Source organism: Serratia sp. ASV30 (genome assembly GCF_016428815.1).
Lineage (GTDB): Bacteria > Pseudomonadota > Gammaproteobacteria > Enterobacterales > Enterobacteriaceae > Chania > Chania fonticola_C.
The window spans coordinates 59062-71846 of sequence record NZ_JAELTL010000025.1; the positions used below are offsets into that span (position 1 = coordinate 59062).

Sequence of the window (12785 nt, forward strand, 5' to 3'; positions counted from 1 at the left end):
TTTGCCAATGGGATAAGCGCCTTTACCCCACTGGGTACGCCACCTATAATGGCCGCTCTCTGGGGTATGGCGCATCACGCTATACTGTAAAAACACGCACTGCTAAAGGATCCGTACCATGAAAAAGTGGTCACATCTGCTCGCAGCCGGGATGATGGCACTGAGCCTTGGCTCGGCAAACGCCGCGGACGACGGCAAAACGCTCTATTTCTACAACTGGACCGAGTATGTCCCGCCGGGGCTGCTGGAACAGTTCACCAAAGAAACCGGTATCAAGGTGATTTACTCCACCTATGAATCCAACGAAAGCATGTACGCCAAGTTGAAAACCTACCGGGACGGCGCGTACGATCTGGTAGTCCCTTCTACCTATTTCATCGCCAAGATGAGCAAGGAAGGGATGCTGCAAAAGATCGACAAAAGCAAACTCAGCCACTTTAACGATCTCGATCCCAACCTGTTGCACAAGCCGTTCGATCCCAACAACGATTACTCCATCCCCTATATCTGGGGCGCAACCGCCATTGGTGTCAATACGGATGCCATTGATGCCAATACCGTAACCGCCTGGGCCGATCTGTGGAAGCCGGAATACAAAGGCCGCGTGTTGCTCACCGATGATGCACGTGAAGTGTTCCAGGTCGCGCTGCGCAAGTTGGGTTATTCGGGCAATACCACTGATCCTGAACAGATCGAGGCTGCCTATAACGAGCTCAAGACGCTGATGCCAAACGTACTGGCGTTTAACTCTGATAACCCAGGCAATCCGTATATGGAAGGCGAAGTCGATCTGGGCATGGTGTGGAACGGTTCGGCCTATGTCGCACGCCAGGCTGGTACCCCACTGGAGATCGTCTGGCCGAAAGAAGGCGGTATTTTCTGGATGGATAGCCTGGCTATTCCGGCGAATGCCAAGAACGTCGAGGGAGCGTTGAAGCTGATCGACTTCCTGCTACGCCCGGAGATCGCAGTACAGGTGGCGGAAACCATCGGTTACCCTACCCCCAATCTGGCCGCGAGAAAGCTGTTGCCGAAGGAGATCGCCAACGACAAATCGCTGTATCCAGATAATGCGGTGATTGAGAACGGTGAATGGCAAAACGATGTGGGCGATACCAGTACGCTGTATGAGACCTACTTCCAGCAGCTAAAAGCCGGTCGCTGATCCCCTCACCAGTTCCCTCTCCCACAGGGAGAGGGAACTGGTACAGTGCCATGGCCAGATCTCGCGTTTAATCTGTGTCCCCCATGTCCAGGTCAGTTTCTACAACTGATAGCGTACTCGATCGGTCCTCTCTCCCTGTGGAAAAGGGTTAGGGTTAGAGTGAGGGGCAAGCATCAATCTCCCCCCCCAACCTCCTGCTACGGCTTATCCGCCCGCTCGACCTTGCCCATCAGGAACTTGTGCACAAAGCGTGGCACCACTTCGCTGGCCGGGCCGTAATGCTTCTCTTCGAACTGGCTTTCCACCAGGCTCGGCTCCAGGTTCAGCTCCATAGTATAAGCCCCACCCAACCGTGCCTCGTGAACAAAACCTGCCGCCGGGTAAACATTGCCAGAGGTGCCAATCGCGATAAAGAAATCGGCCTTGGCCAACGCGGCGTAAATTTCATCCATCCCCAGCGGCATTTCACCAAACCACACCACGTGCGGCCGCAGAGGCGCAGGGAACTGGCAGCAGTGGCAACGTTCATCCACACTCAGATCGCCCAACCATTCCACCACCTGCCCGGAGCTGGTGCAGCGTACTTTCAGCAGCTCACCATGCATATGCAACACCTGCTTGCTACCGGCTCGCTCGTGCAAGTTGTCGATATTCTGCGTGACCAGCAGGAAGTTCTCCTCCCCCAGCCACTCTTCCAAATCAGCCAGCGCACGGTGGGCCGCATTAGGGCCGATATCTGACTGCTGCAGTTGACGACGGCGCGCATTATAAAACTCCTGCACCAAGGCAGGATCGCGCTGAAAACCGTCCAGGGTGGCGACATCTTCCACCTTGTGCTCTTCCCACAGCCCATCGGCAGCGCGGAAAGTACGGATGCCAGACTCGGCAGAGATCCCAGCCCCCGTCAGCACCACGACAAACGGCTTTTTCAGCTCTGCCGCCGCCATGGTATCGCGTTGGAATATCCGCGAGCGAAAACGCTGATGCCGCACATGCTTACTCTTGCGAAACTGACACAACCGATGGCGAGTGTGCATGAACTCTCCTTATTTATGACTTTCCACCAAATTGAGGAACGCTGCCCCACGAACACCGCCAGCATCGCCATAGCGTGCCTTCTCGATGCGTGGCAGTTTGGCTACCCGTAACAAATGGGCGGGCAAACGCTGGGGCAACGCCTGATAAATTGCGGCAAAATTCGATAAGCCGCCGCCAATCACCACCAGGTGGGGGTCGATGATGGTCAGCAGGTTGCCCAGGCAAATGGCCAGGACATCCAGAAAACGTTCTACGTGCGCTACAGCCTGTGGTTCACCGGCCTGATAATGCGCAATGATTTGCTGCGCTGGCAACCGTTGTTGATAAAAATGCGCGTACATCCACTCAAATCCGCGGCCAGAGATGTAATTCTCGATGCAACCGTCATGGCCGCAGCCACAGGGAACGCGAGGAATATCACGCCCGAGCACCTCCAGCGCATCCACAGGCAAGCGGAAATGGCCAAACTCTCCGGTGATAAAGTTACGCCCAGAGACCACTTTACCATTAACGATCAAACCACCACCAACTCCGGTACCCAGGATGATGCCCAGCACCGTCGGGTAATGGCGAAACTCTTCGTCCCAAGCTTCCGAGAGCGTGAAGCAGTTGGCGTCGTTATCGACCTTGACCTCACGGCCAATCAGCGCGCTCAGATCGCGAGGCAGCGGCTGCCCCATCGCGGCCGGGACGTTGGCGGTAAACAAGGTGCCATCTTCATTTGGCAGGCCGGGAATACCTATGCCCACCAGCCCTTGCGTACCACAGACGGCATCGGCCTCATGGGTGAGATCGCGTAATACCGCCAGCAGTTGCCGGTAGTCGTCACGCGGCGTCGGCACCCGCTTTTGCCAGATACGTTGCAGATTGGCGTCGAACACCCCAAGTTCAATCTTGGTGCCGCCCATGTCGAAACCGTAGTACATAACTCTCCCTCAGGGTAAAAAAATGGGGCCCGCTACTGGCCCCAGGTTTTTATTACTGCCCGCTCAATACGCGGGCCGGATCGATGCGGCTGGCACGTCTGGCCGGATACCAACTGGCCAGCAGGCTAAGCACGATTGCCGTACCCAGTACGATCGCCACGTCAAGCCAATGCAGCTCGGACGGCAGGAAATCGATAAAGTAGATGTCGCCAGACAGGAAAGAATGGCCCATCAGCTTTTCGATACCTTTCATGATATTGGTTAGCTGTAGCGAGGCAATCACTCCAACCACTACCCCACTAAGGCTACCTACCAGCCCGGCTAACAGGCCATACCAGACAAAGATGGCGCGAATAAAGCCGTCTTTGGCCCCCAGCGTACGCAGCACGGCAATGTCGCCGCTCTTGTCCTTCACCGCCATAACCAGAGTGGAAACGATGTTGAAACAGGCCACGCCTATCACCAGCACCATCGCCAGATACATGATGGCGCGGATCATCTGAATGTCGCGATACATAAAGCCGTAGGTACCAATCCAGCTCTTGATATAGACGGTGGCATCAGCGACTTCCCCGGCGTCACGCACCAGCTTGTTAGCGGCGAACACGTCGTTGACCTTGATGGCGATGCCGGTGACACTGTCACCCATATCCAGATATTGCTGGGCATCTGCCAACGGCACCATGGCCAGACTGTGATCGAGCTGGCCGCTAAGTTGCAGAATGCCGGTGACATGCAGGCGAATACGCTTCGGCTGCAACAGTTTCATATCAGGATCGCTATTGGGGATCATCACCGTGACGTAAGAGCCCTGCTTCACGCCCAGAGCGTCAGCCACCCCTTTGCCCAGGATCACCTGCTGCTCACCGCTTTTGAAGTTAGCCCAGGCATCGCCCTGCACATAACTTGGCAGCGCGCTGAGCTGTTTTTCCTGCGCAGGATCGACCCCTTTTACCTGCACGGCACGTAGCTGAGCACCATTTTCCATCAGCCCGGTAAAGTTGATATAGGGTGCCGCTGCCAGAATGCCCGGTACCTTTTCGACCCGTTGCAGGATCTCCGGCCAGCCGGTGAACGGTTGCTTGACCGGTTCGATCTCACCGTGTGGCACCACCGCCAGAATACGGTTCTGCAGTTCACGTTCGAAGCCGTTCATTGCGCTCAGCCCCACGATCAGCACCGCCACGCCCAGCGCGATGCCGATGGTGGAGATCACCGAGATCAACGAAACCATGCCGCCGCGCCGCCGGCCACGGCTAAAGCGCAGCGCCATCAGCAATGAAAGTGGCGAAGCGCTCATTACTCGGCCCCCATCAGGGTCAGTTGTGCCTGTAGATGGCCGTCTGCCATTTCCAACTGGCGGCTCAGGCGTTTAGCGAGTTGCAGATCGTGGGTGACCACCAAAAATGCGGTACCCTGGCGTACGTTCAATTCGCCCAGCAAATCGAAGATGCTGTCTGCGGTGCGTTTATCCAGGTTGCCGGTAGGCTCATCCGCCAATACCAGCGAAGGGTTATTCACCAACGCACGGGCAATCGCCACGCGCTGACGTTCGCCGCCGGAGAGCTCGGACGGGCGATGTTTGCTACGTTTTTCCAGGCCCACGGCCGCCAGCATCTCCAGCGCCTTTTCCTTCGCCAGCGCCGGTTTCATGCCGCCGATCAGCAGCGGCATCGCGGCGTTCTCCAACGCGGTGAAATCCGGCAGCAGATGATGAAACTGATAGATAAAGCCGAGCTGACGATTGCGCAGTTCAGCTTTGGCAGTGGAAGAAAGCTTGTTCAACGACTGCCCTTTGTAGATCACCTCACCCGAGGTGGGTGAATCCAGCCCCCCCAGCAGGTGCAGCAAAGTACTTTTACCGGAACCCGAGCTGCCGACGATCGCCATCATCTCGCCCGGTTGCATGGCAAAACTGACATTGCGCAGCACGTCGGTATGCAGGTTGCCTTCCTGATAGGTTTTACACAGGCGCTCACACTGCAATAAAGGATGGTTACTCATAACGTAAAGCCTCAGCGGGTTGTACGGCGGCAGCGCGCCATGAAGGGTAAAGCGTGGATAACAGCGAGACCGCCATCGCCACTACGGCAATGATCGTCACCTGGATAGGGTCAACCGCCACCGGCAGAGAAGCCCCGTCGATCAACGCGCCAAGGATCGGCATCAGGTTGTTCAGATTGGTGGCAAGCAGAACGCCTAACAGCGTTCCCAGGAGCGAGCCGATAATCCCGGCGCTGGCCCCCTGCACCATAAAGACCGACATGATCTGCCGCCGCGTCAGGCCCAGGGTTTGCAGAATGGCCACTTCGCCTTGCTTCTCCATCACCAACAGGCCCAGCGAGGTAATAATATTGAATGCCGCCACCGCCACGATCAGGCTGAGCAACAGCCCCATCATGTTTTTCTCCATGCGCACCGCCTGGAACAACTCACCCTTGCGCTCACGCCAGTCTTTCCACTGGGTACCTTCCGGCAGCGTTTGCTGGCTAAGGGTGTCCACCGTCAACGGCTGTTGCAGGAACAAGCGCCAACCGGTGATATTGCCCGCCGGGTAGCGCATCAGGCGTGAAGCATCTTGCTGGTTCGCCAGCAGCTGATAACCGTCCACTTCGCTATTGGCGTGGAAGGTGCCAATCACGGTGAATAAACGTTGGCTCGGGATGCGGCCCATCGGGGTGAACTGGCTGGCGCTAGGCACCATCAGACGCAGTTGATCGCCACGCTTGACCCCTAACTGCCCGGCAAGCTGTTCACCGATAATCAGGTTGTACTCACCCGGTTGCAGCTGTTGCTGTTGAACGTTGACCAGATAAGGCGTCAGCGGATCGGGCTGCTGCGGGTCAACCCCCAACATGACGCCAACGGCCACGCTGCGAGCACTTTGCAGCACCACATCGCCGGTAGTCAACGGAGTGACTCGGGTGACACCATGCAGGTTTTGCACGGCAGAGGCTGGCAGCTGTTCAGGGTTGATGGAGCCCTGTTTACTGGTGATCAGCGCCTGCGGCATGAGCCCCAGGATGTTGTTTTCGAGATCTTTCTCGAAGCCATTCATCACTGAAAGCACCGTCACCAGCGCCATCACCCCCAGCGTAATGCCAATGGTGGATAGCCAGGAAACAAACCGCCCAAAGCGGTCTGAGGCTCGCCCGCGCATATAACGCAGGCCAATAAATAACGCGACAGGTTGATACATGAAATCCGTTTTGTTGCCGTAGCTTAAGCAAAGTGATCAAGGATAATAAAGGCTCTACCGGGTTTATGGAACCACCCGGCCGGTTTTATTCATCATGTTTGCACGGGTTTACAGAAAATGCCTGATTTTGAACATCCTGAAGACACGGTTGTTTCCGCTGACAGCCGTTTAACCGTTTGACAATCCGTTTACAACGGGCAAATTAATAGACTGAACGAATCAATGCCAACCACATGAGGTAGCCATGACCGTTAAGCCCCACTGCATCACCGCCGCCGATATTGCCAAAGCGGCCGAAATCCTGCAAAACCACGCGATCCGCACACCGGTAATGACTTCCCGCCAGGCGGATGAGATCGCCGGTGCCCAGCTCTTTTTCAAGTGCGAGAATTTCCAGCGCATTGGGGCCTTTAAATTCCGTGGTGCCTATAACGCCATCAGCCAATTGGCTCCGGCCCAGCGCCAGGCCGGAGTGATAGCCTTCTCATCCGGTAATCATGCGCAGGCCATGGCGTTGGCGGCCCGTGAGCTTGGGGTGAACGTCACCATTGTGATGCCACATGACGCCCCCGCCGCCAAGCTGGCGGCAACCCGCGGCTACGGAGCTAACGTGGTGATCTATCAGCGGCAAACCGAAGACCGGGAAGCGATCACCCAACGGTTAGCGGCGGAACAGGGCTTAACGGTGATCCCTCCTTACGATTATCCGCAGGTGATGGCAGGCCAAGGTACCGCAGCTAAAGAGCTGATCGAAGAAGTTGGCCCGTTGGATATTCTGCTGGTTTGTACCGGTGGCGGCGGGTTGCTCTCCGGATGCGCCATTGCGGCACATCACTGGTCGCCCGGTTGCCGGGTATTTGGTGTCGAACCCGAAGCGGGCAACGATGTGCAACAGGCGTTCCGCAGCGGTGAAAAAGTGTGGATCCCGGTACCAAAAACCATTGCCGACGGCGCGCAAACCCAGCAGGTGGGCAATCTCACCTTCCCGATCATTCAACACTATGTGGAAGATATCCTGACGGTGACCGACCAACAGCTATGCCAGCAAATGCGTTTCTTTATGGAGCGGATGAAGATGGTAGTCGAACCGACCGGTTGCCTGGCTGCCGCTGCGGCGATGAATCAGGTCATCGATCTGCAGGGCAAAAAAGTCGGGGTGATCGTCAGCGGTGGCAACGTGGACGTCGATAAAATCGGCCAGTATCTCGCCATGGCACAGAATTGATTAAATTACCGCCAACAGGAAGCTTGCTCGCGCTTTTACCAGTGTCAGTTTATAAGCTGCTAGGCTAGTATAACCAAGGTAAAAGGTGATGGGCTTGAACCACTTGATGGTCCCCTCACCCTAACCCTCTCCCAGAAGGAGAGGGTACCGAATGTGCCACAGCCATACTCCGTTCCTAATCGCAACACCGTTCCAGCTCCCTCTCCTTGGGGAGAGGGTTAGGGGGAGGGGGAACGGGTTAGCTTTGGCCAAACGCCAGGTAAACAGGATTTTGTGGTATTCACACGTCAAGCGCCCACGGTGAACACCACAAAAACTGTTATTCAATTCATTGATTAAAGATAACTGAATGAGCATTTCTGATAAAAGCCGCAGCTCCGCATCTTCCTACCGTTACTCTCTTCCTGACCGTGCGGGCGATTTACGCCAGCTAGGGCAACTCACCGGCTCTGCCTGTGCCGTGGAATGTGCGGAAATCGCCGAACGCCATCCCGGCCCGGTGATGCTCATCGCCCCGGATATGCAAAATGCATTGCGGTTGCGTGACGAAATCCAGCAGTTTACCGATCAGATGGTGACCACCCTTTCCGACTGGGAAACGCTGCCATACGACAGCTTCTCGCCCCATCAGGAAATCATCTCGGCGCGGCTTTCCAGCCTGTATCATCTGCCGACCATGGCACGCGGCATCATCATTTTGCCGGTGAATACGTTGATGCAACGCGTCTGCCCGCATGAGTTCCTGCATGGCCATGCGTTGGTGATGAAAAATGGCCAACGGCTGTCGCGGGACCTGCTGCGGGCACAGTTGGAACAGGCCGGTTACCGCAGCGTCGATCAGGTGATGGAACATGGCGAATTTGCTACGCGCGGTGCGTTGCTGGATTTGTATCCCATGGGCAGCGAAGAACCTTATCGCATCGACTTTTTTGACGACGAGATCGACAGCCTGCGCACCTTTGATGTGGATAACCAACGCACGTTGAGCGAAGTGGAAGCCATCAACCTGCTGCCAGCTCACGAGTTCCCGACCGATAAGGCCGCCATTGAGCTGTTCCGCAGCCAGTGGCGTGAACAGTTTGAAGTACGCCGCGACGCCGAACATATTTATCAGCAAGTGAGTAAAGGCACCTGGCCTGCCGGTATCGAATACTGGCAACCGTTGTTTTTCAGCCAGCCGCTGCCTTCCTTGTTCAGCTATCTGCCAGCCAATACGCTGCTCGTCAACACCGGTAACCTGGAAGGCGCCGCCGAGCGTTTCTGGCTTGATGTCAATCAACGCTATGAGAACCGGCGGATCGATCCGATGCGACCGCTGCTGGCTCCGGAGACCCTGTGGCTACGGGTCGATGCGCTATTTGCCGAGCTGAAAGCCTGGCCGCGAATGGCGTTGAAAACCGAGGAACTGCCCGCCAAAGCCGGTTGCACCAACCTTGGCTATCAAACCCTGCCGGATCTCGCCGTCCAGGCCCAGCAGAAGGCCCCACTGGATAATCTGCGACGCTTTATTGAAAGCTTCACCGGGGGCGTGGTCTTCTCAGTAGAGAGTGAAGGCCGCCGCGAAACCCTGCAAGATCTGCTTGGCCGCATCAAGCTGAGTACCAGCCTGATCCATCATCTGGATGAGGTCGAAGCATCGGGCCGCTACATGATGGTCGGTGCCTCCGAGCGTGGCTTCCTGGATACGCTGCGTGACCGGGCGTTGATTTGTGAAAGCGATCTGCTCGGTGAGCGCGTCAGCCGCCGTCGGCAGGATAATCGCCGCACCATCAATACCGATACCCTGATCCGCAACCTGGCAGAGCTGCACCCAGGGCAACCGGTGGTGCATCTGGAACACGGCGTTGGCCGCTACGTTGGCCTGACGACGCTGGAAGCCGGGGGCATCAAAGCGGAATACCTGATCCTCTCCTACGCCGGTGAGGACAAACTGTACGTGCCGGTCTCTTCCCTGCACCTGATCAGCCGCTATGCCGGTGGAGCCGACGAAAACGCCCCACTGCACCGGCTCGGCGGAGATGTCTGGTCTCGAGCCAGGCAGAAAGCCGCCGAACGCGTGCGTGACGTGGCCGCCGAGCTGTTGGACATTTACGCCCAACGTGCCGCCAAGAGCGGTTTTGCGTTCAAGCATAATCGTGACCAGTATCAACTGTTTTGCCAGACCTTCCCGTTTGAGACCACGCCAGATCAGGAACAGGCCATCAACGCGGTGCTGAGCGATATGTGCCAGCCATTGGCGATGGATCGTCTGGTGTGCGGCGACGTCGGCTTTGGTAAAACTGAAGTGGCGATGCGTGCCGCCTTCCTGGCCGTCGAGAACGGTAAGCAGGTCGCGGTCCTGGTGCCGACGACCCTGTTAGCGCAGCAGCACTTCGACAACTTCCGCGATCGCTTTGCCACCTGGCCAATCCGCATCGAAATGATGTCGCGTTTTCGCAGTGCCAAAGAGCAGCAACAGATCCTGGAAGAGGCGGCCGAAGGCAAAGTCGATATCCTCATTGGTACCCATAAGCTATTGCAGAGCGATCTGCGCTGGAAAGATCTGGGGTTGTTGGTTGTCGATGAAGAACACCGCTTTGGCGTACGCCACAAAGAGCGCATCAAGGCAATGCGGGCTGACGTTGATATCCTGACGCTGACCGCCACGCCAATCCCGCGAACCCTGAATATGGCCATGAGCGGCATGCGCGATCTGTCGATCATTGCTACCCCACCGGCCCGCCGTCTGGCAGTGAAAACCTTTGTCCGCGAGTACGACAGCCTGGTGGTGCGCGAGGCCATCCTGCGTGAGGTACTGCGTGGCGGCCAGGTGTATTACCTGTATAACGACGTCGAGAATATCGATAAAGCCGCCGAACGCCTGGCGGAGCTGGTGCCGGAAGCGCGGATTGCCATTGGCCACGGCCAGATGCGGGAACGCGATCTGGAACGGGTGATGAACGATTTCCACCACCAGCGCTTCAACGTGCTGGTCTGTACCACCATTATCGAAACCGGCATCGATATCCCCAGCGCCAATACCATCATTATCGAACGGGCCGACCGCTTTGGCTTGGCGCAGTTGCATCAACTGCGTGGCCGCGTCGGGCGTTCTCACCATCAGGCCTATGCTTATCTGTTAACGCCAAACCCGAAGGTCATGAGCACCGACGCACACAAGCGGTTGGAGGCGATTGCCACGCTGGAAGATTTGGGGGCCGGATTCGCGCTCGCTACCCACGATTTGGAAATCCGTGGTGCAGGGGAACTGCTGGGAGAGGACCAAAGCGGCCAGATGACCACCGTGGGCTTCTCGCTGTATATGGAGCTGTTGGAAAGCGCCGTCGACGCCCTGAAGAACGGGCGTGAGCCTTCGCTGGAAGATCTCACCAGCAATCAGACGGAAGTGGAGCTGCGCATGCCAGCGCTGCTGCCCGACGACTTTATCCCGGACGTGAATACTCGTTTGTCCTTCTATAAACGCATTGCCAGCGCTAAAAATGAGGGTGAACTGGAGGAACTGAAGGTTGAGCTGATCGACCGCTTTGGCCTGCTGCCGGATGCAGCACGTAATCTGCTGCAAAGCGCGGCAATGCGTCAACAGGCGCAGTTACTGGGGATCAAGCGTATCGAAGGCAACGAGCGCGGGGGCTTTATCGAGTTTGGTGAGAAGAACCGGGTCGATCCGGGTTATCTGATTGGCTTGCTGCAAAGCAAACCGCAGGTTTACCGCCTGGATGGGCCAACCAAGCTGAAGTTTATGTTGGATCTTAGCGACCGGGCCGAACGCTTGAAGTTTATCGGCGAACTGCTGGCAGCGTTCAGAGAGCATACTTTGCCAGCTTGATGACCAATGTCCCCTCTCCCTTTGGGAGAGGGCTGTTGTTAGGAGTAAATGGCGAAGATCAGACCTTGGTCAGTATCAACTGGCCGCTTTTATCCAGCGGGATCTGGGTGCCTGGATCGTGATCCATGCGGATTTTACCCTGTTGGTTGCCAATTTTGTAAGTCACGTCATAGCCCAGCATTTTCTGCGATTTGTCATACACCGTTTTACAGCGCTGCTGCGTGCTGGTGGTGGTATCGTTATCCTGCATGGCACCCTGCACCTGGTGACCAGCATACCCACCCCCCAGCGCACCCACCACGGTCGCAACATCACGGCCACGGCCGCCGCCAAACTGATGACCAATAACCCCCCCGGCCACCGCCCCCAGCACTGAGCCAGCGATGCGGTTTTCATCCTGAACTGGCGCACGATGGGTCACCGTGACATTCCGGCACTCCTGGCGAGGGGTCTTGATGGTTTCTTTGATCGGTGTTGCGGCGAGAACCTGCGCATATTGTGGGCCGGGAGTGAATACGTCCAGACCGGCCACGGCAGCAATTCCCAGAGCGGCTGCAATACCAATCCCAACACCGGCTAACATTGATTTGTTCACAGGAAATCCTCCTGAATGTGTTACCACGCATTATGCACCGGGCAAGCTCGCATCAATCATAGGCAATCCCCCCGGTTTACGGCGTGCGTGACGCGCCGTCTGTAAACGCCCTAAAGTCTGCACAAGGAAGTTCAGCCTCGCAATAAGACTCCGTGAGCAAAATGCGATGAAAGCGGGCCAAAACCAATGAATTAAGAAGAATCTTAACCATACCCGTTGTTCACGAATCGAAAACCGTGAGGCATGGGTGCGGAATCAAACCGCTGTGTTGGAAAAATCGGCAGTGTATACGGTGAACATGGGTAAAGACGTGTCGATTCCTTACCGAAATTTTGCTGCTTCGATACCGTCATAAAGCTGATCGATAAAGCGGACAAACGCTTTAAATCCATCATTAATGAGTGATGTAAAATACTGACATTCATCCTCAGTGAAAATGAGCCGGGTTATGATTTCATCATCGGCTCCCATTGTGTGTCCTGATTCATGGCTTGCATGCAGGGAACCACAAAATTCCAGTTTTAAACTGGTTCCACTAGTTATCTCATTCAGAGTTGTGAACATGATGTTTCCCGTTGCCTCCATCACTTCAATAATGACCAATCTTGATTTGGCATCTTTACCCGCTATTAACTCTATGAGGTCGTAAGTCAGTTTTCGGCTTGCCGAAAGCTCCTCTGACCAGAGGTATTGTAGTGTTTCGGTGAAGGGACGACTTTTGTTCATGTCTAGCTCTGTCTCTTATACACATCTAAAAAGGGGGGGGGGGGGGGGGGGGGGGGGGGGGGGGGGGGGGGGGGGGGGGGGGGGG

10 protein-coding genes are annotated in these 12785 nt (G+C 56.3%); 3 read left to right on the forward strand and 7 right to left on the reverse strand.

Annotation, left to right across the window (positions count from 1 at the left end; translation table 11 throughout):
- Window positions 1-118 precede the first annotated feature (118 nt).
- On the forward strand, window positions 119-1165 hold the full coding sequence (gene potD, locus JHD74_RS13200) for a spermidine/putrescine ABC transporter substrate-binding protein PotD (protein WP_199062855.1): 1047 nt from the start codon (window positions 119-121) through the stop codon (window positions 1163-1165).
- A gap of 197 nt (window positions 1166-1362) precedes the next feature.
- On the opposite strand, the gene cobB is transcribed toward potD, so the two are convergent.
- Genes cobB through lolC form a run of 5 tightly spaced genes read right to left on the reverse strand, consistent with a single transcriptional unit; the run spans window position 1363 to window position 6328 of the window.
- On the reverse strand, window positions 1363-2202 hold the full coding sequence (gene cobB / locus JHD74_RS13205; RefSeq protein ID WP_024485240.1) for a Sir2 family NAD+-dependent deacetylase: 840 nt from the start codon (window positions 2200-2202) through the stop codon (window positions 1363-1365).
- A 9-nt stretch (window positions 2203-2211) separates the two neighbouring features.
- Entirely contained in the window at window positions 2212-3129 is a 918-nt protein-coding gene (nagK, locus tag JHD74_RS13210) for an N-acetylglucosamine kinase (RefSeq protein ID WP_024531138.1), read from the reverse strand.
- Between the two features lie 52 nt (window positions 3130-3181).
- Window positions 3182-4429, reverse strand: a complete 1248-nt coding sequence (lolE, locus tag JHD74_RS13215; protein ID WP_199062856.1) for a lipoprotein-releasing ABC transporter permease subunit LolE — start codon at window positions 4427-4429, stop codon at window positions 3182-3184.
- On the reverse strand, window positions 4429-5133 hold the full coding sequence (lolD, locus tag JHD74_RS13220) for a lipoprotein-releasing ABC transporter ATP-binding protein LolD (protein WP_024485237.1): 705 nt from the start codon (window positions 5131-5133) through the stop codon (window positions 4429-4431). The genes lolE and lolD overlap by 1 nt, the downstream gene beginning before the upstream one ends.
- Complete coding sequence (gene lolC, locus JHD74_RS13225) at window positions 5126-6328, reverse strand: lipoprotein-releasing ABC transporter permease subunit LolC (protein WP_074031332.1); 1203 nt, start codon at window positions 6326-6328, stop codon at window positions 5126-5128. The genes lolD and lolC overlap by 8 nt, the downstream gene beginning before the upstream one ends.
- Window positions 6329-6572: 244 nt before the next feature.
- Between lolC and JHD74_RS13230 the strand changes: the two genes are divergently transcribed.
- Window positions 6573-7553, forward strand: a complete 981-nt coding sequence (locus JHD74_RS13230) for a threo-3-hydroxy-L-aspartate ammonia-lyase (protein ID WP_199062857.1) — start codon at window positions 6573-6575, stop codon at window positions 7551-7553.
- Window positions 7554-7902: 349 nt separating this feature from the next.
- Window positions 7903-11379, forward strand: a complete 3477-nt coding sequence (gene mfd / locus JHD74_RS13235) for a transcription-repair coupling factor (RefSeq protein WP_199062858.1) — start codon at window positions 7903-7905, stop codon at window positions 11377-11379.
- A gap of 58 nt (window positions 11380-11437) precedes the next feature.
- Here mfd and JHD74_RS13240 read toward each other — a convergent pair whose 3' ends face one another.
- On the reverse strand, window positions 11438-11974 hold the full coding sequence (locus JHD74_RS13240; RefSeq protein ID WP_024531143.1) for a glycine zipper 2TM domain-containing protein: 537 nt from the start codon (window positions 11972-11974) through the stop codon (window positions 11438-11440).
- 321 nt (window positions 11975-12295) lie between these two features.
- A complete protein-coding gene (locus JHD74_RS13245; protein WP_199062859.1) occupies window positions 12296-12700 on the reverse strand; it encodes a hypothetical protein in 405 nt (134 codons plus the stop codon).
- Between the last annotated feature and the right edge of the window lie 85 nt (window positions 12701-12785).